The organism is Actinoplanes sp. G11-F43 (genome assembly GCF_050589265.1).
Taxonomy (GTDB): domain Bacteria; phylum Actinomycetota; class Actinomycetes; order Mycobacteriales; family Micromonosporaceae; genus Actinoplanes.
Window position 1 is genome coordinate 228,202 of sequence record NZ_JBNZCE010000003.1, and the last position, 18,757, is coordinate 246,958.

Consider the following 18,757-nt stretch of genomic DNA (forward strand, 5'->3'; position numbering starts at 1 on the left):
CATGGCCAAATCGAGTTTGGCGAGTCGCCTCTATCAGGGCGAGGCCAACATCCAGATCATCGGCCGCCGCAAGATGTGGTTCACGGTGGCGGCGGTGCTCGTGGCGATCTCCATCGGCAGCTTCATCTTCCGGCAGTTCCACCTCGGCATCGAGTTCGCCGGTGGTAGTGAGTTCGGCGTCCCGGGCCAGGTCGCGGGTCAGACGCTGACCTCGGATCGGGTCTACGACTCGGTCGAGGCGGCGGTCCATGCCGTCGACCCGAACGTCCAGGTCAACGCCGCCCAGCAGGTCGGTGAGGGCGCGGAGGCCAACTTCAAGATCCGCACCGCGGTGCTCACCCCGGACCAGATGGCCGAGATCAAGGCCGCGATCGCCGCGGACCTGGGCTTCGAGGCCGGCCAGATCAGCGATCAGCAGGTCTCCTCGGCCTGGGGTGGCGCGGTCATCAACAAGGCCATCCTCGGCCTGGTGATCTTCCTGATCCTGGTCACGGTGTACCTGGTGTTCCGCTTCGAGTGGCGGATGGCGGTGGCCGCGCTGGCCTCGCTGCTACTCGACATGATCGTCACCGCGGGCGTCTACTCGCTGGTGGGCTTCGAGCTGACGCCGTACACGGTGATCGGCTTCCTGACGATCCTCGGTTTCTCGCTCTACGACGTCGTCGTGGTGTTCGACAAGGTGCAGGAGAACACCCGCGGGATCACGGCGGGCACCACCCGGACGTACGGCGAGGCCACCAACCTGGCCATCAACCAGACCCTGATGCGCTCGCTCAACACCGGCCTGGTCGCCCTGCTGCCGGTCGGCGGTGTGCTCTTCATCGGTGCCGGCCTGCTCGGCGCGGGCACCCTGAAGGACCTGGGCCTGGTGCTCTTCGTCGGTATGGGCATCGGCGTCGCGGCCTCGATCGTGTTCGCCGCGCCGGTGCTGAGCTACCTGAAGGACAAGGAGCCGCGGATCCAGGCGCACAACGCCCGGGTGCTGGCCCGCCGCGCGCAGCGCGTGGAGGAGGCCGCCGCCAAGGGTGAGAACCTGACCGCCGCCGACGAGGTGCCGGTCTTCGCGGGCAGCACCACTCCGCGGCCGGGCGCGCGCCCCGCGCAGAAGCGTGGCGGCAACCGGCCCGGTGGCAAGCGTCCCTGACGTCACCTGACGGCTCTCCGGCCCGCCACCCCGCAGGGGTGGCGGGCCGCTGTCATCTAGGCTGTCCGCCGTGAGTAGCGAGATCCCGCCGGTGAGCGGCGACAGCGGCCCGGAGTTGGCGGCACTGGTCGCCAGTGGCACCGTCGACGTGCCGGACTTCCCGAAACCGGGCATCCTTTTCAAGGACCTGATGCCGTTCTTCGGTGACGGCCCGACCTTCCGCGCGGTGGTCGACGGGATCGTCACCCACTGGGGTGCCGGGTCGTTCGACGTGGTGGCCGGGGTGGAGGCGCGCGGTTTCCTGCTGGCGTCCGCCATCGGGTACGCGACGGGTGTCGGCGTGGTCCCGGTGCGCAAGGCCGGGAAGCTGCCGCGACCGGCCTTCTCCGCCACGTACGCGCTCGAGTACGGCGAAGCCACCCTGGAGGTGCACGAGGGCGCGTTCGAGCCGGGACAGCGTGTCCTGGTGGTCGACGACGTGCTCGCGACGGGTGGCACGGCGGGTGCGACGATGGACCTGGTGGAGCGTGCCGGTGGGGTGGTGGCCGGCTTCACCGTGCTGATGGAGCTGGGATTCCTGGACGGCCGGGAGCGGCTCAGCCCGCGTAAGGTACACGCGCTGCTGACCGTTTGATCCGTCTTCGATGTTCTTCGCCCGGCTGGGCCTGCTTATTCGTAGGTTCGGCCGGGGTATTCAGCAGGGCGGTGCGGGTAGGATGGGCGAACCTTCAGAATTCGGTGATCCAGTTTTCGGTGACTCAGCTTCCGGTGATCCAGCTTCCGGTGATCCAGTTTCCGGCGAACGTGTGAGGAGACCGGTGTCCAGCGACGTCGCCCCTCCGGCGGAGGGCACGGTGCAACCGACCCAGAATTCGGGCGACGGTCCGCCCACTGATCCCGAGACCACCCAGCCTCTGGCGCCCGTCGACGAGCCGGCCAGCGGCTTCGGGCTGGCCAGCGCACCCACCGGCCGCCGGGTTCGGGCCCGGCTGGCCCGGTTCAACGCGCCGTGGCAGAGCACGCAGGTCAGCGAGGTTCTCGAGCCGCTGATCGCGACCCACCGCGCGAGCCATCCGAAGGCTGACGCCCGGGCGCTGCAGAAGGCGTTCGACGTCGCCGCCCGGTGGCATTCCGGGCAGTACCGCAAGTCCGGTGACCCGTACATCACGCATCCACTGGCCGTGGCGACCATCCTGGCCAACCTCGGGATGGACACCACCACGCTGGTGGCCGCGCTGCTGCACGACACGATCGAGGACACCGACTACTCCCTGGAGAGCATGCGCAACGACTTCGGCGCCGAGGTGGCGCTGCTGGTCGACGGCGTGACCAAGCTCGACCGGGTCAAGCTGGGGGACGCGGCCAAGGCGGAGACGATCCGCAAGATGGTGGTGGCGATGGCCAAGGACCCCCGGGTCCTGGTGATCAAGCTGGCCGACCGGCTGCACAACATGCGCACCCTGACCTTCCTGCCCCGCGCCAAGCAGGAGCAGAAGGCCAAGGAGACGCTGGAGATCCTGGCCCCGCTGGCTCACCGCCTCGGGATGAACACGATCAAGTGGGAGCTGGAGGATCTGGCGTTCGGCACGCTGTTCCCCAAGCGGTTCGAGGAGATCAACCGCCTGATCGGGGAGCACCAGCCGCAGCGTGAGGCGCTGCTGCGCCAGGTGACCAACCGGGTCCAGCTCGATCTGAAGTCGGCGAAGATCAAGGCCGAGGTGACCGGCCGGCCCAAGCACCTCTACTCGATCTATCAGAAGATGATCGTGCGGGGCCGGGACTTCAACGACATCTACGACCTGGTCGGTGTCCGCATCCTGGTCGACACGGTCCGGGACTGCTACGCCGCGCTGGGTGTGATCCACGCGAACTGGCAGCCGGTGCCGGGCCGGTTCAAGGACTACATCGCGATGCCGAAGTTCAACATGTACCAGTCGCTGCACACGACTGTCATCGGCCCGACCGGCAAGCCGGTCGAGATGCAGATCCGCACTTTCGCGATGCACCGGACCGCCGAGTTCGGCATCGCCGCGCACTGGAAGTACAAGGAGCAGAAGGGCGCGACGATCGTCGGCCCGCCGGCGCACATCGACGAGATGACCTGGCTTCGGCAGCTGCTGGACTGGCAGCGGGAGGCGAGCGACCCGTCCGAGTTCCTGGACGCGCTGCGGTTCGATCTCTCCAGCCAGGAGGTGTACGTCTTCACGCCGAAGGGCGACGTGATCCCGCTGCCGACCGGCTCGACCCCTGTCGACTTCGCCTACGCGGTGCACACCGAGGTCGGGCACAAGTGCATCGGCGCCCGGGTGAACGGCAAGCTGGTGCCGCTGGAGTCGCCGCTGTCGAACGGCGACGTGATCGAGATCTTCACGTCCAAGTCGGCGACCGCCGGTCCCACCCAGGACTGGCTCGGTTTCGTGAAGAGCCCGCGGGCCCGGACGAAGATCCGCCAGTTCTTCAACAAGGAGCGCCGCGAGGAGGCGATCGAGGACGGCAAGGAGGCGATCGTCAAGGCGATGCGCAAGCAGGGTCTGCCCTTGCAGCGCATGCTGACCAGCGAGAACCTGATGACGATCGCCCGCGATCTGCATCTTCCGGATGTCGCCTCGCTCTACGCCGCGGTCGGGGAGAGCGCCGTCTCCGCCCAGTCGGTGGTGCAGAAACTGGTCGCCGGGTTCGGTGGCGAGGAGGGCGCGGTCGAGGACATCGCCGAGACCGCCGTCGCGACCCGCCCGCCGCGCAACCGCAGTGCCGCCCAGGATCCGGGTGTGGTGGTGAAGGGCGTCTCGGACGTCTGGGTCAAACTGGCCCGTTGCTGCACCCCGGTGCCCGGGGACGCGGTCTTCGGTTTCGTCACCCGTTCCGGCGGGGTGAGCGTGCACCGGGAGGACTGCGCGAACTCGCAGGATCTGCGGGAGCAGCCGGAGCGGGTGGTGGAGGTCAGCTGGAAGCCGACGTCCGCGTCGACGTTCCTGGTGGCCATCCAGGTGGAGGCACTGGACCGGCACAAGCTGCTGGCCGACGTGACCCGGGTGCTGTCCGAGGAGCGGGTCAACATCCTCTCCGCGACGGTCACCACCACCCGGGACCGGGTGGCGGTGAGCCGGTTCACGTTCGAGATGGCCGACCCGAAGCATCTCGGTCACCTGGTCGCCGCGGTGCGCAAGGTGGACGGCGTGTTCGACGCCTACCGGGTCACCTCAGGGGCATGAAGAAGGAGGGCGGCCCCGGGGCCGCCCTCCTTCACCGAGTGATCAGGAGACCGTCATGGTCTTGATCAGGACTTCCTTCTTGGGGTGACCGCCGCCGGCGCTCTCCTTGAAGGCGCCGTCGTCGCCGGCCTTCACGACATCCTTGATGATGTCCATGCCCTTGGTGATCGAACCGAGCACGGTGTACGCCGGCTGCAGCTGGGTGTCCTCGGCGACGATGAAGAACTGGCTGCCGGTGCTGTTCGGCTGGCCGGTGTTGGCCATCGCGATGGTGCCCGCCGGGTACGGCTTCTCGGTGTCGGTCGGCAGGTTCTCCTCGGGCATGGTGTAGCTCGGCCCGCCGGTGCCGTCGGTCTCGCGGTAGCCGTCACCGGTGGCGAACGGGTCGCCGCATTGGAGGACCTTGAAGGTCTCCTCGTTGACCAGGCGGTGGCACTTGCTGTTGTCCATGTACTTCGCGGCGGCCAGGTGCTTGAAGCTGGCGCCGGTGCACGGGGCCTTGGCCAGGTCGATGGTCGCCTCGATCGGGCCCAGGCTGGTGTCCAGGGTGAGGGTGCTGGTGCCGGTGTTCGGCACGTTCACCTCGGGCGTGCCGACGTCCTTGACCTTGCCGCCGGTGGCCTCGTCGGAGGGGGTCCAGGAGCAGGCCACGGTGCCCGCCGGGGGACCGCCGGCCGCCTCGGTCTTCTCGTCCTTCTTCATGGACCGCACGATGAAGAAGGCGGCGCCGGCGATGACCACGACGGCGAGTGCCGACCCGACGATCGCCTGCCGTTGGCGGCGCTTGCGCGCGGCCGCCGATCGCTCGGCCATCTCCTTCTCGAGGCGGGCCCGCGCCGCCGCGCGCTGCCGGTCCTTGGTCGACGACACGGTGTCCTCCATGCTGCTCTCTGCCTCCGCGTTCACGACTGGACGCTCGCCGAGGGCGCGGCGCCGGCCGAGGCCGTGGGTGCCGTGCCGGCGTCCGTGCCGACGGTCAGGGTCTTGATGGTGATCTTGTCCTTGGGCTTGACCTTGTCGCCAGCCTCGTTCTCCACGGTCGGGATCTTGCCGATCGCGGCCAGCGTGTCCATGCCGCCGGTGACCGAGCCGAGGATCGAGTACTGCGGGTCGGCCGACGTGAAGTCCTTGTGGAAGATCAGGAACTGGCTGCCGTTGATGCCCTTCGGGTTGCCGACCACGGCGACCGTCCCCTTCGGGTAGGTCACCTCCGGGGTGGCTGCCGCGCTGGCACTCGGCTCCGGTTCCGGGAGGGGAGCCGGTGTGTTCTCGTCGTAGTAGCTGTACGTCGGGCCGCCCTGGCCGGTGCCGGTCGGGTCGCCGCAGTGCACCGCGCCGTCGGCGAGCAACTCGTGGCACTCGGTGTCGTTGAAGAAGCCGCGGGCCGCCAGGTACGAGAAGCTGGCGGCGGCGCACGGGGAGGACGCCACGTCGATGCTGACCACGATCGGCTCACCCTTGTCTGTGGTGATCGTCATGGTCTCGGTGCCGTCCTCCGGGAGGTCCTTGGTGGGCGGTGTCCCGGTCTCCTGGAGGGCGTTGTTGCTGTCCCGGCTCAACGGCGTCCACAGGCAGTCGTCGGAGGCGGTGGCCTCGGTCTGCTCGTCGCTGTCGAACGCGCCACCGATCCAGGCGCCGCCGGCGGCGATCAGAAGGACGGCCAGTGTGGTGCCGACGCCCGCCGTGATCCGGCGGCGGCGGTGCTCGCGGTCGGCGCGGCGGGCCTGTTGCCGGTCGTACTTCGCCCGCGCGAGCTTGCGCTGCCGATCCTTGCTGGAAGCCACCGAACGCCTGTCCTTCCCTGTGCCTGCCGGATGTCAAGGGGTGCGGCACGCCACACGCCCGCAAGAGTGTACGGGTACCTCCTGAGAAAGTGGCGTGCGCCCGCCCGGCTAGGCTCGTTACGATTTGCGCCCGCTGCAGAGAGGTCCGCCACCGTGCTCGTCACCGGCTTCCCGGCCGACGCCTTCGGCACCAACTGCTATGTGGTCGCTGTGAGCGAGGGCGAACAATGCCTGATCGTCGACCCCGGCATCGGTGTGCTCGACCGGCTGGAGGAGACCCTCGCGAAGCACCGGCTGCACCCGGCCGCGGTGCTGCTGACCCATGGTCACCTCGATCACACCTTCTCGGTGGCGCCGGTCTGTGGCGCCCGGGGCATCACCGCCTACGTGCACCCGGCGGACCGGGAGATGCTGGCCGATCCGTCGAAGGGCCTGAGCGCCGACCTGACGTCGATGTTCGGCGGCCGTCTCCGGTACACCGAGCCCGACGACGTGGCGGAGCTGACCGACGGCGGGACGCTGAGCATCGCCGGTCTGGAGATCACCGTCGACCACGCGCCCGGCCATACCGGCGGGTCGGTGCTCTTCCGGCTGCCCGGGGCGGGCTCGTCCTGGGAAGCGGAGCAGATCTGCCTCTCCGGCGACGTGCTGTTCGCCGGGTCGATCGGCCGCACCGACCTGCCGGGTGGCAGCACCCCGACGATGATGACCAGCCTGCGGGACAAGATCCTCCCGCTGGCCGACGACACCGTCGTGCTGCCCGGCCACGGACCGTCCACCACCATCGGCCGTGAGCGCGCGTCCAACCCGTACCTGCGGGAGCTGACCGCCGCGCCCGGCCGTGGTCTCTGACACTCTTCTTTCGCACTAGGAGCAACAGTGCCCATTTCCGGCTTCCCCGAATGGCTGCCGCCGCAGCGCATCATCGAGCAGCAGGTGCTCGACAGGATCAGATCCACTTTCGAGTTGTACGGCTACGCCTCCCTGGAGACCCGCGCGGTCGAGCCGCTGGACACCCTGCTCAGCAAGGGCGAGACCTCGAAGGAGGTCTACCTGCTGCACCGCCTCCAGGAGGAGGAGGGCGCCAAGCGGGACGACCAGCTGGGCCTGCACTTCGATCTGACCGTCCCGTTCGCGCGGTTCGTCACCGAGTTCCACGGCAAGCTGCAGTTCCCGTTCAAGCGCTACCAGATCCAGAAGGTGTGGCGGGGTGAGCGCCCGCAGGAGGGCCGCTACCGCGAGTTCCTCCAGGCCGACATCGACGTGGTCAGCCGGGACACCCTGCCGTTCCACTTCGACACCGAGATGCCGCTGGTGATCGGCGACGTCTTCAAGTCGCTGCCGATCCCGGACGCGACGATCCTGGTCAACAACCGCAAGGTGTGTGAGGGCTTCTACCGCGGGCTGGGCCTGGAGGACACCGCCCAGGTGCTGCGGACCGTCGACAAGCTCGACAAGATCGGCCCGGAGAAGGTGGCGGCGGCCCTGGTGGAGACGGCCGGCGCGACCGACGCCCAGGCCGCGGCGTGCCTGGCCCTGGCGGAGATCTCCACGACGGACGGTTCGTTCGCCGACCGGGTCCGTGCCCTGGGCGTCACCGACCCGCTGCTGGACGAGGGCCTGAGCGAGCTGCTCCAGGTGGTGGAGACCGCGAACGAGCACGCGCCGGGCCTGGTCCGGGCCGAGCTGAAGATCGCCCGGGGCCTGGACTACTACACCGGCACGGTGTACGAGACCCAGCTCAAGGGCTATGAGCGGTTCGGTTCGATCACCTCCGGCGGGCGTTACGACAACCTGGCGTCGGTCGGTAACACGCGCTTCCCCGGGGTGGGCATCTCGATCGGGGTGTCCCGGCTGCTCGGCCTGCTGTTCGGGCAGGACGCGCTGACCGTCTCCCGTTCGGTGCCGACCTGTGTGGTGGTGGCGCTGCCCAGCGAGGACGAGCGCGCCGCGTGTGACCGGATCGCGGCGAGCCTGCGCCGCCGGGGGATCGCCACCGAGGTGGCGCCGACGGCCGCGAAGTTCGGCAAGCAGATCCAGTTCGCCGACCGCCGTGGTATCCCGTACGTCTGGTTCCCCGGTGAGACCGGCACGGTCAAGGACATCCGCTCGGGCGAGCAGGTGGAGGCCGACCCGGAGACCTGGCAGCCGCCGGCGGCTGATCTTCACCCGCTGGTGTCCGCGCGCTGACCCTCCGTGATCATGGTCCGGCGGTTACCGTGAGCGGATGCCGCTGGACCAGACCGCGCTGCTGATCGAGCTGGAGCCCGTCGTGGCCACCAACCTCGACCGGCATCTGTCGCTCGCCAAGGAGTGGTTCCCGCACGAGTTCGTGCCGTGGAGCGAGGGCCGGACCTTCGACGGGGTGCTCGGCGGCGAGGCGTGGCGGCCGGAGGACTCGAAGCTGCCCGAGGTGGCGAAGACGGCGCTGATCGTCAACCTGCTCACCGAGGACAACCTGCCCTCCTATCACCACGAGATCGCCTCCCTGTTCGGCCGGGACGGCGCGTGGGGCACCTGGGTGCATCGGTGGACCGCCGAGGAGGGCCGGCACGGGATCGCGATCCGCGACTACCTGACGGTGACCCGTGGGGTGGATCCGGTGGAACTGGAGCGGGCCCGGATGGAGCACATGCAGTCCGGGTATGTGAACGTCAATGGGCACGAGATGCTGCACTCGATCGCCTACGTCGCGCTGCAGGAGCTGGCCACCCGGATCTCGCACCGCAACACCGGCAAGGCCACCGGTGACCCGGTCGCGGAGCAGATGCTGGCCCGGGTGGCGGCCGACGAGAACCTGCACATGATGTTCTACCGCAACATCCTGACCGCGGCCTTCGAGCTGGCCCCGGACCAGGCGATGCGGGCGGTGGCGAACGTGACGGCGAACTTCCAGATGCCGGGCGCCAACATCGAGGGCTTCGGGCGCAAGGCGGTGCTGATCGCCCTGGCCGGCATCTACGACCTGCGCCAGCACCGGGACGAGGTGCTGCAGCCGGTGCTGCGCCAGTGGAACGTGTGGGATCGCACCGACCTGCGCGATGACGGCGAGCGGGCCCGGGACGAGCTGTCCGCGCGGATGACCGAGCTGGAGACGCAGGCGGCCCGCTTCGAGGAGCGAAGGGCTGCTCGGACGAAGCGGCATTAGCCGGATGTTTCGGTTTTGTTCCGATTAACCTCAGCAGTGTGGACGGGACCAGCCGGCTTCTGATCATGGGCGGGGCCGCCGGGCCGGACCTGCTCGGGCGCTTCGTGGAGCTGTCCGGCGGGGCGGCCGCCCGGATCGTGGTCATCGCCACCGCCAGCGAGGCGCCGGCCACCGCCGAGCAGGTCTACCTGCAGCGCTTCTCGGAGCACGGCGCCGGCACCGTCCGGGCGCTGCGCCTGTCCTGCCGGGCCGAGGCCAACGGGCCCGCCGCCGGCGCGGTGCTGCGCGAGGCCACCGGGGTCTTCTTCACCGGCGGCGACCAGGAGCGGATCACCGGTGTCCTGGGCGGCACCGCGGTCGACTCGCTGCTGCACGAGCTGGTCGGCGCGGGCCGGGTGGTGCTCGCCGGGACCAGCGCGGGCGCGGCCATGATGGCCGGCACGATGATCGTCGGCGGCGACCGCCCCGGTGTGACCGCGGACAGCGTGCGCACCGGCCCGGGGCTGGAGTTCCTGCCGTGTGTGCTGATCGACCAGCATTTCGCCGAGCGGGGCCGGCTCAACCGGCTGCTCAGCGCGGTCGCCCGCTACCCGCACGAGCTGGGCGTGGGCATCGACGAGGACACCGCCATCCTGACCGGAGGCGACAGTTTCGAGGTTCTCGGCAGCGGGGCGGTGACGGTGGTCGACGCCGGCGCCGCCACCGACATCCGGGTCCCGCCGGCCGGGCCGATCGTGCTCGCCGGGGCCCGCGTCCACGTGCTGCCCGCGGGCTGCACCTTCCACCTCACGGGCCGCCGACCCGTCACCGGCCCGCCGTCCCCAGAACGGGAACGAGCCACATGAAGATCGAGAGCCTGCGCCGCCTGCGTGGCCCCAACGTCTACCTCTCCCGGCCCGCGGTGGTGGCCCGGCTGCGTCTCGGCGACCTGACCGGGGTGGAGACCGCCGACGTCACCGGGTTCACCGAACGCCTGCTGCGGGCGCTGCCCGGCCTGGCCGAACACCACTGCGCCGCGGGCACGCCCGGCGGGTTCGTCAGCCGGCTGCGCGGCGGCACCTACTTCGGTCACGTCGCCGAGCACGCCTGCATCGAGCTGTCCCAGCTGATCGGGCGGGACGTCACCTTCGGCCGGACGGTGGGCACCGAGGAGGCGGGCGTCTACGACGTGATCATGGAGTGCCCGGTCGACGAGTCACCGGAGTCGCCGGTGCCGGGGGAACTGCTGACCGCCGCCATCGACCTGGTCCGGCAGGTGCACGCCGGGGCCGGCCCGGCCGCCGGGCAGCTGGCCGCGCGGCTCGCCGGGCTGGCCGCCCTGGCCGAACGGGAGGCCACCGGCCCGAGCACCCGGTCGATCATCGCGGCCGCCCGCCGGCGTGGCATCCCGGTGGAACGTTTCGACGACCTCAGCCTGGTCCGGCTCGGCTGGGGGCACCGCCGCCGGATGGCCTGGGCCGCGATGACCGACCGGACCAGCGCGGTCGGTGTGGACATCGCCGGGGACAAACACGTCACCCGGCGGCTGCTGGACGAGGCGGGCATCCCGGTCGCCCCCGGCGGCGCGGCCGGCACCGAGGCCGAGGCGATCCGGCTGCTCGGCGAGCTGGGCGGCCCGGTGGTGGTGAAACCCCGCAACGGCCGGCACGGGCGCGGCGTGACCCTACACCTGACCACCCCGGAGGCGGTCGCGCGGGCGTTCGCCGCGATCGGCGGGGAGGCGGTGGTGGAACGGCAGCTCGACGGCCGGGACTACCGGGTGCTGGTGGTGGCCGGCGAGGTGGTTGCGGTGGCCGAGCGGGTGGCCGCACACGTCACCGGGGACGGCCGGTCCACGATCACCGCGCTGATCGAGGCGGTCAACGCCGATCCGCGGCGGGGGACCGGGCACTCCCGGGTACTGACCCGGATCACCGTGGACGAGACGGTCCGTGGAGTGCTCGCGCGGGACGGCCGTACCCCCGAATCGGTCCCGGCCGACGGTGAGGTGGTCCGCCTCCGCGACACCGCCAACCTCTCCACCGGTGGGACCAGCCGGGACGTGACCGACCAGGTGCACCCGGACGTCACCCGGATCTGCCGGCGGGTCGCCGCCCTGCTCGGCCTGGACATCGCCGGCATCGACCTGCGCCTGCCGGACGCCGGCGCCCCGGTCCCGCCCGGCGGTGGCGTCACCACCGCCGGGGTGATCGAGGTGAACGCGGTGCCCGGCCTGCGGATGCACCTGGCCCCGGTGGAGGGCCGGGCCCGCGACGTCGGCGACGCGATCGTGCGGGCGATGTTCCCGGGCGGGTCGGACGGCCGGGTGCCGGCCGTCGCGATCACCGGCACCAACGGCAAGACCACCGTCACCCGGCTGACCGCGCACCTGCTCAGCGGCGCCGGCACCCGGGTCGGCACGGCCACCACCGACGGCGTCACCATCGACGGCCGGGTGATCCAGGTCGCCGACGCCACCGGCCCGCGGTCGGCGCAGATGGTCCTCGGCGACCCGCAGGTGGAGGTGGCCGTGCTGGAGACCGCCCGGGGCGGCCTGCTGCGGCGCGGCCTCGGCTACGACTGGTCCGACGTCGGGGTGATCACCAACATCACCGCCGACCACCTGGGCCAGGACGGTCTCACCTCGATCGAGGAGCTGGCGCACGTCAAGGCGGTGGTGGCCGAGCGGGTCCGGGACGGCGGGACGCTGGTGCTCAACGCCGACGACCCGTGGGTGCGCAGCCTGGTCGACCGGCCCCGGGTGCGTGCCGACCGCAAACGGCTGGTCTGGTTCTCGCTGGACCCGCGCAACCCGGTGCTGACCGAGCATCTGGCCCGGGGCGGCGCCGCCTACGTGCTGCACGACGGCTGGCTGGTGCAGGCGACCGGCGCCCGGCGGACCCCGCTGACGCGCCTGGCCGAGGTGCCGGGGGCGTACGGCGGGGCGGCCCTGCACGTGGCCGCGAACACCCTGGCCGCGATCGCCGCCGCCCGGGCCCTGGGCGCCCGTCCGGAGCGGCTGGCCGACCGGCTCGCCGAGTTCGACCCGGCCACCGGCAACCCGGGCCGGGGCACCCTGTTCCGGCTCGGCGACGTGTCCCTCTACGTGGACTACGCGCACAACCCGGCGGCCCTGGCGACCACTCTGCGGACCCTGCACCGGGTGTGGGGGCCGGAGCGGTGTGTGGCCGCGGTGACGCTGCCCGGAGACCGGCGGGCGGATCTGCTGGCCGCGTCGGCGCAGGTGCTGGCGGACGGGCTGACCCGGGTGGTGCTCTACGAGGACGAGGACCGGCGGGGCCGGGAGCCGGGTGAGGTGGCCGGGCTGGTCGAGCGGGAGATGCGGGCCCGCCGCCCGCAGTTGACCGCGGTGCGCGCGGACGGGTTCCGGGACGCCGTGACCCGGGCGCTGGACCTGGCCGCGCCCGGTGAGGTGGTCCTGGTGATCTACGAGTCGTGGGGGCCGATGCGGTCGTACCTGACCGGGCTGGGCGCGGTTCCGGCCGGTACCGTGCCGGTGACGGCCGGGCGTGCCCCGCTGCCGTCGCCCGCCCCGGCGGCGGCCCTCCAGGTGGCCCGGCGGTTGACCGGCCTCCCGGCCCGTGGCTGACCCGATTGACAGATCTTGGACACATTTGATCTCCCTGCGTCACCGGTTGTTGACCGATCGTGAACAGGTCCTCTGTGGACTCACCCGTTCGGTGGAGACCGCAAGTTCCGACGAAGCGGGCATACGCCGGTGTCCCCGTGGCGCAGCGTGTCCCACTGGTTGCGGAACGCGGGCAACCGTGGGCAACCGACAGTAATTAGCCGCAGGTGGATCGGTATGTGACGGGTCGAACTGCGGACCGATAGGGACTAACATCCTCGCCGTCGATGGGGGATGCTCGGAGTCCGACGGTGGGCCCGAGCTCACCCGACGCCGGAGGCATGGCGGTGCGGTCCGGTGTTTTTCACAAGCGCGCATGTGGGGGCACATGAGCACGGCGGACCTGCCCGGCTCCGGACTGCTCGCCGGTCGATACCGACTGGTCGAGCGTCTCGGCGCCGGCGGGATGTCAGTGGTGTGGCGAGGGTTCGACGAGGTGCTCGGCCGGCAGGTCGCGATCAAGGTCCTGCCGCCGTCCACCAGCGCCGATCCCTCGTTCCGGCGCAGGTTGCGCGCCGAGGCGCAGGCGGCGGCCCGGCTCACCCATCCGAACATCACGAACGTCTACGACTACGGCGAGGCCACCACGGTCGACGGCGAGCCCGTGCCGTACGTGGTGATGGAGCTCGTCGACGGCGAGTCCCTCGCCGCGGTCCTGGCCCGGGTCCGGACCCTGCCGTGGCCGACCGCGGTGCGGATCAGCGCCGAGGTGGCCGCCGCGCTGGCCTCGGCGCACTCGCGGGGCATCGTGCACCGCGACGTCACCCCGGCCAACGTGATGCTGACCCCGTCCGGCGCCAAAGTGGTCGACTTCGGCATCTCGGCCCTGATCGGGGAGAACGACACCGACCCGGACGGCAGCCTGATGGGCACCCCGGCCTACCTGGCGCCGGAGCGGCTGGAGGGCGGCCAGGTCAGCCCGGCCACCGACGTCTACGCGGTCGGCCTGCTGATCTACCGGATGCTGATCGGCCAGCTCCCGTGGGACGTCGGCACCACCACCGCCCTGCTGCGCGCCCATCAGTACACCGAGCCCGAGCCGCTGCCGCCGGTCGAGGGCCTGCCGCACTCGGTCGACGCCCTGATCGCCCGCTGCCTGGAGAAACATCCGGCGGACCGGCCGTCCACCGCCGAGGTGGCCGGCGCGCTGTCCGGCATCGCGGCCGGGGCGCCGCTGATCACCTCCGGGTTCGACGCGGACTGGGAGGACGGCGAGGACACCTTCATCCTGCCGTCCGGTTACCCGTATTCCGGTTTCGGCCCGGCCGCGGCCGCCGCCGGTGACGTGGTGACCGGCCCGGTCGCCGCCGAGTCCGCGGTGACGCCGCCGGCCCGGCAGCCGTCGCTGCGCCCGGGCGCGGCGGGACCGCCCACCGCCCCACCCGCCGGGCGCCCGCCGGGCCGCTCGCACGGCCGTCTGCGCCGGGTCGTGGTGGTGGCCGGGACGGTCGCGGTGCTGAGCGGCCTCACCTACGGCTGGACCGCGATGGGCCAGCCGCACAGCGACAAACCGGCGGCCGGTTCGACCCCGCAGCCCACCCTGGTCCCGGCCTCCGGCGACTGCGTGATCAGCTACGCGGTCTGGTCCGACACCGGCACCCGGTTCAAGGCCCAGGTGACCCTCGCCAACCGGGACGACGCGCCGATCGAGGACTGGGATCTGTGGTTCCTGCTCCCCGGCGACCAGGTGCTCTCCGGCAAGGGCAAGATCCAGCTCGCGCAGGACGACAGGTCGGTCCGGGTCACCTCGGCCGCCTCGATCCAGCCTCAGCGCACCACCACGCTGCAGATCACCGGCCGCTACACGGAGAGCAACACGGCGCCGCTGTTCTTCAAGCTCAACAACCAGACCTGCGAGACGTACGTGTCGAGTAAGCCCGGTGCGCCGTCCCGCCCGGTCGAGGTGCTGCAGGACGGGCGCCGTCGTCTGGGCGACTCGACCACCGGGCCGGGCATCTCGATCGGGCCCAGCGGCAGCGTGATCATCAAGCCGACGCCGACGACGGGTGTCAGCACCTCGCCCACGCCGGGGACCAGGCCGAGTGGCAGCCCCAGCGCGTCGGAGTCGTCGAAGCCGCCGGGTGGGGGTGGCGGGCCGTCGATCTCGATCGAGCCGTCGCCGCCGCCGATCCTGACGTCGGACAACCCCGGCATCGGGGACCCGGAGACGAGCACGTCTCCGACCACGCCTCCGCTCGAGCTGGACTGCGACCTGGACTTCGACGAGGACTGCTGATCAAAACGGCGGGCCGAACGGCCTGTCGTGGCGTTACGGTGAACTCAGACCGACAGGCGCTACTGCCCGATTTGGGTGCCCGGTTCGTGGCATTCAGGCACGGCGTGGCTGCCGGCCTGCGCGGCACCCGAGTGGATGATGGGCGAGGACCCGGGTACTCAAGGGGTGTCAGCCGAGTTCCAGCAGGTCGTCGACATCGGGGAGTTCGACAGAAATGATCAGCACAGTGAAGGATCTGGCCGCCGAGGCGTTGTTCGTCTCGTACCTCCAGCCGTCCGAGTGCCCCACCCAGGCGGCGGTGGAGGAGGCGATCACGGTGACGATCCTGCGGTATGGCAGCGACGGCTGCGCCGCTGAGGTCGCCATCGAGTTCGGGGACCATCCGGACGTCGCGGTGCAGCGCATGACGTGGGTGCACGAGGAACTGGCCGAGGTGCTGGTTCCGCGGATGCCCGTGCTGCACTGATCCATCCCTCTTTTCGGACCCGGCCGTGATCACGGCCGGGTTCTGTGTTTAAACCGCCTCGGTCCGGGTTGGTCCTTCCTGGCCTGAGGTTTTTCGTGAAAAAACTCCACAAATGCAACCGAGTTCGGCCGCCGCTGCACCTTTCGGCGCTCAGTGTTCTTCTCGTCAGCCGGTTTCCACAGCCGGTTAGTACCAGCGAGGAGGACTACGTGACCACCACGACCGAACTCCCCGCCACCATCGGCGTCACCCACGACGCGCCCTCCGCGCGCGACATCGAGGACCTGATCCGCGAGAACATGCCGATGGTTGGCCATCTGGTCCGGGAACTGCTCAACCGGGTGCCCGGCCATGTCCACGCGGACGACCTGTCGTCCGCCGGGTTCGCGGCCCTGCTCGGTGCCGCCCGCTCCTTCGACGTGACCCGCGGCATCCCGTTCCATCGGTTCGCCGCCGTCCGGATCCGGGGCGCGCTGCTCGACGAACTCCGCGGCCAGGACTGGGCCAGCCGATCGGTGCGGGCCCGGGCCCGGCGGGCGGCGACCGCCCGTCAGGAACTCACCGCCGCGCTCGGCCGGACACCCAGCGATGCCGAGGTGGCCGAGATGCTCGGCATCGGGGTCTCGGAGCTCGCCAGTGTCGAGGACGACGTGCAGAAGGCCTCCCTGCTCAGCCTGCAGGGATTCCCCACCGGGGCGGCCGAGGAGATGGTGCCGGAGACGTCCGAGGGCCCGGAGGATCTGCTGCTCAAACGGGAGCGGCTGGGATACCTGCATCAGGCTATCCAGGCCCTGCCCGAGCGGCTGCGCCAGGTGGTGGAGGAGTCGTTTCTGCAGGAACAGCCGCTGAGCGAGGTGGCGTCCCGTCTCGGCGTCACCGAGTCCCGCATCTCCCAGTTGCGGACCGAGGCGCTGCGGCTGCTCCGGGAGGGCCTCAACAGCTCTCTCGCGCCGGAACTGCTCACCGTGGCCGCGGGGGGACCACGGACCAGGAAAGGTTGCCTGCAACGACGCCGCACCGAGTATTTCGCGAAGGTCGCGCAGCAGGGCAGCCTGCACACGCGGCTGGCGCTGACCGACGCGCACGGCGTGCCGATCGCGGTGGCGGCCTGAGGCGGTGGCGAGGGAGGGCGGTCCGATCCCGCCTTCCCTCACCGGCGATCAAACCCTTGCGGGGGTACGCCCACCGACCTCGCCGAACGGGTCCAGCACCGCCTTGACCCGCCGGATGTCCTCGCCGACAGCGGTGGCCAGCACCCCGGGCCCGGCCAGTCGCATGACCGCCGCGTCCGGGCCGGGCACCGACGGTTCGGGCAGTTCCGGGCCGGCCAGGACGAGCGTGCCGACCGCCCGCCCGCCACCGAGCACCGCCGCGCCGTCCCAGCCCGGAGCGCCGGGGCCGACGGCCAGCTCGTGCCGGTACAGGGTGACCCCGGCGTACCGGATCAGGGTGTCCGCCCGAACCGCGCCGGACGCCTCCCGGTGCCGCCCGCAGACCAGGTCGTCGCGCCACAGCAGCGTCCCGCCCTCGGCCACGTCCACCCGCGTCACCACCTCGTGGTCGCATCCGGCCGCGGCGATCAGCGGCTCGGGCAGCCAGCGCAGCACCCCACCGGCGGCCACCGAGGCGGTCACCGTCATCCGGGAGGCGGGCGCCGGCCGGCCGGGCAGGGCCAGCTGTGCCGCCACACTGAGCACGGTCAGCCGGGCGCCCGGCCCCACCTCGACGTCCAGCCGCAGCTCGTCGCCGCGCAGCGGCCCGGCGGCCCCGCCGACCAGGTGCACGGTCATCCCGCCGGGGTCCCGGGGGCCGGTCCGCCGCAGCAGCAGCGGCGACTCCCCGCGCAGCACGGCGAGCCGGGTCCCGCCCCGCCCGTCCGGCTCGGCGACGACCCGGGCCTCGGCCCGCATCAGACTCGTGCCGCGACCAGCCCGCGGATCCAGTCCGCGACCGGCGTGGCCTGCTTGTCCTCGGCCAGCGACAGGAACACGGTCGGCAGCTCGTGCCGCCGGGCCCGGGCGTCCCGGTCCATCACCGACAGGTCGGCCCCGACCAGCGGAGCCAGGTCCGTCTTGTTGATCACCAGCAGGTCGGCGGTGGTCACCCCCGGCCCGCCCTTGCGCGGCACCTTGTCCCCACCGGCCACGTCGACCACGAAGATCTGCTGGTCGATCAGCCCCTTGCTGAACGTGGCGGTCAGGTTGTCCCCGCCGCTCTCCACCAGCACCAGCTCCAGTGGCCCGAGCTTCTCCTCCAGGTCCTCCACCGCGTCCAGGTTGGCCGAGATGTCGTCGCGGATCGCGGTGTGCGGGCAGCAGCCGGTCTCCACCGCGCGGACCCGCTCCTCCGGCAGCACCCCGTTGCGCAGCAGGAAGTCGGCGTCCTCGGTGGTGTAGATGTCGTTGGTCACCACGGCCAGCCGCATCTCGTCACCGAGCGCCCGGCACAGGGCCGCCACCAGCGCGGTCTTGCCCGATCCGACCGGCCCGCCGATCCCGACGCGCAGCGCCCGGGGGCCCTTGTGCAGCGGCTCGTGCGGGTCGACGCCCGGCTCGGGGTGGGTGTGCGGAACCTCATCAGGGCCGTGTTCATGCAGTTCAGGATGCAAAGAGACGCACCTCCCAGGAAGCGTGGTGCTCGGCACCGATGTCGAGCAGGGGAGCGCCCGCGGCCGGCAGTTCGTCGACCGGGTCGCCGGACCGTGCCGCGGCCCGAGCCGCGATCCGGTCACATTCAGGAGCGAGCCGCGCCAGGAGCGCGTGCACCGCATACGGATCGAGCCCCAGCAACCGGACAGCCGCACTGGCCACCCCGGTGACCACCCCATGAGCAGCAGCGACAGCCGCCTCACCGGGAGTCAGCCCGGCAGCCGCCGCGAGAGCCCCGAGCGCCACCGGCTGATGGGGTTCCCGCCCCACCTCCGGAAGCCGCCACATGGCACGCCCGGCCCGCAACAGAGCCCGCCCCTGAGCCCGGGACGCCTTCCGCAGCGCGGGCGAAGGAGTCCGGGCGTCAAGCCCACCATCAAGATCAAACCATTCGCCGGTACGCCGGCAGGCCGCCGCGGCGAACGAAGCCGAGACGAGCCCACTGGTAGCGAGCTTCCCCCGAAGAAACCCGTCGAGACCCATAGTGTCCC

At 71.2% G+C, this 18,757-nt stretch carries 16 protein-coding genes; 11 read left to right on the forward strand and 5 right to left on the reverse strand.

Annotated elements, in window-relative coordinates; translation table 11 throughout:
* The first annotated feature begins 1 nt into the window (after position 1).
* From secF to ACQ0O7_RS02970, 3 genes are all read left to right on the forward strand, one after another.
* On the forward strand, positions 2 to 1,144 hold the full coding sequence (gene secF, locus ACQ0O7_RS02960; protein WP_430780166.1) for a protein translocase subunit SecF: 1,143 nt from the start codon (positions 2 to 4) through the stop codon (positions 1,142 to 1,144).
* A gap of 70 nt (positions 1,145 to 1,214) precedes the next feature.
* A complete protein-coding gene (locus ACQ0O7_RS02965; RefSeq protein ID WP_430780167.1) occupies positions 1,215 to 1,778 on the forward strand; it encodes an adenine phosphoribosyltransferase in 564 nt (187 codons plus the stop codon).
* A 184-nt stretch (positions 1,779 to 1,962) separates the two neighbouring features.
* Entirely contained in the window at positions 1,963 to 4,356 is a 2,394-nt protein-coding gene (locus tag ACQ0O7_RS02970; protein WP_430780168.1) for a RelA/SpoT family protein, read from the forward strand.
* A gap of 42 nt (positions 4,357 to 4,398) precedes the next feature.
* Here the strand turns inward: ACQ0O7_RS02970 and ACQ0O7_RS02975 are convergent, their stop codons facing one another.
* Positions 4,399 to 5,226 (reverse strand): peptidylprolyl isomerase, encoded by an 828-nt coding sequence (locus tag ACQ0O7_RS02975; RefSeq protein ID WP_430780332.1) that lies wholly within the window; start codon positions 5,224 to 5,226, stop codon positions 4,399 to 4,401.
* Between the two features lie 32 nt (positions 5,227 to 5,258).
* Entirely contained in the window at positions 5,259 to 6,140 is an 882-nt protein-coding gene (locus ACQ0O7_RS02980) for a peptidylprolyl isomerase (RefSeq protein WP_430780169.1), read from the reverse strand.
* A gap of 153 nt (positions 6,141 to 6,293) precedes the next feature.
* On the opposite strand from ACQ0O7_RS02980, the gene ACQ0O7_RS02985 reads away from it, so the two are divergent.
* The 8 genes from ACQ0O7_RS02985 to ACQ0O7_RS03020 all read left to right on the forward strand — a co-directional run bounded on the left by ACQ0O7_RS02985 (position 6,294) and on the right by ACQ0O7_RS03020 (position 16,730).
* On the forward strand, positions 6,294 to 6,992 hold the full coding sequence (locus ACQ0O7_RS02985; protein WP_430780170.1) for an MBL fold metallo-hydrolase: 699 nt from the start codon (positions 6,294 to 6,296) through the stop codon (positions 6,990 to 6,992).
* 27 nt (positions 6,993 to 7,019) lie between these two features.
* Positions 7,020 to 8,330, forward strand: a complete 1,311-nt coding sequence (hisS, locus tag ACQ0O7_RS02990) for a histidine--tRNA ligase (protein WP_430780171.1) — start codon at positions 7,020 to 7,022, stop codon at positions 8,328 to 8,330.
* Between the two features lie 37 nt (positions 8,331 to 8,367).
* Entirely contained in the window at positions 8,368 to 9,288 is a 921-nt protein-coding gene (locus ACQ0O7_RS02995; RefSeq protein WP_430780172.1) for an acyl-ACP desaturase, read from the forward strand.
* Positions 9,289 to 9,326: 38 nt separating this feature from the next.
* The gene (locus ACQ0O7_RS03000) at positions 9,327 to 10,133 is read left to right on the forward strand and encodes a cyanophycinase (protein ID WP_430780173.1); all 807 of its coding nucleotides are present in this window, start codon (positions 9,327 to 9,329) and stop codon (positions 10,131 to 10,133) included.
* Positions 10,130 to 12,877, forward strand: coding sequence for a cyanophycin synthetase (gene cphA, locus ACQ0O7_RS03005; RefSeq protein ID WP_430780174.1), 2,748 nt, complete (start codon positions 10,130 to 10,132; stop codon positions 12,875 to 12,877). Before ACQ0O7_RS03000 ends, cphA begins: the two co-directional genes overlap by 4 nt.
* A 367-nt stretch (positions 12,878 to 13,244) precedes the next feature.
* Positions 13,245 to 15,152: a serine/threonine-protein kinase gene (locus ACQ0O7_RS03010; protein WP_430780175.1), complete on the forward strand. Its 1,908-nt coding sequence runs from the start codon at positions 13,245 to 13,247 to the stop codon at positions 15,150 to 15,152.
* Between the two features lie 214 nt (positions 15,153 to 15,366).
* Positions 15,367 to 15,618, forward strand: a complete 252-nt coding sequence (locus ACQ0O7_RS03015) for a hypothetical protein (RefSeq protein ID WP_430780176.1) — start codon at positions 15,367 to 15,369, stop codon at positions 15,616 to 15,618.
* A gap of 209 nt (positions 15,619 to 15,827) precedes the next feature.
* Positions 15,828 to 16,730, forward strand: a complete 903-nt coding sequence (locus ACQ0O7_RS03020) for a sigma-70 family RNA polymerase sigma factor (protein WP_430780177.1) — start codon at positions 15,828 to 15,830, stop codon at positions 16,728 to 16,730.
* A 48-nt stretch (positions 16,731 to 16,778) separates the two neighbouring features.
* Here the strand turns inward: ACQ0O7_RS03020 and ACQ0O7_RS03025 are convergent, their stop codons facing one another.
* The 3 genes from ACQ0O7_RS03025 to ACQ0O7_RS03035 are packed head-to-tail and all read right to left on the reverse strand — an operon-like array spanning position 16,779 to position 18,749.
* Positions 16,779 to 17,528 (reverse strand): urease accessory protein UreD, encoded by a 750-nt coding sequence (locus ACQ0O7_RS03025; protein WP_430780178.1) that lies wholly within the window; start codon positions 17,526 to 17,528, stop codon positions 16,779 to 16,781.
* Positions 17,528 to 18,226 (reverse strand): urease accessory protein UreG, encoded by a 699-nt coding sequence (gene ureG, locus ACQ0O7_RS03030; RefSeq protein ID WP_430780179.1) that lies wholly within the window; start codon positions 18,224 to 18,226, stop codon positions 17,528 to 17,530. Before ureG ends, ACQ0O7_RS03025 begins: the two co-directional genes overlap by 1 nt.
* Positions 18,216 to 18,749: an urease accessory protein UreF gene (locus ACQ0O7_RS03035; RefSeq protein WP_430780180.1), complete on the reverse strand. Its 534-nt coding sequence runs from the start codon at positions 18,747 to 18,749 to the stop codon at positions 18,216 to 18,218. The genes ureG and ACQ0O7_RS03035 overlap by 11 nt, the downstream gene beginning before the upstream one ends.
* Positions 18,750 to 18,757: the final 8 nt, after the last annotated feature.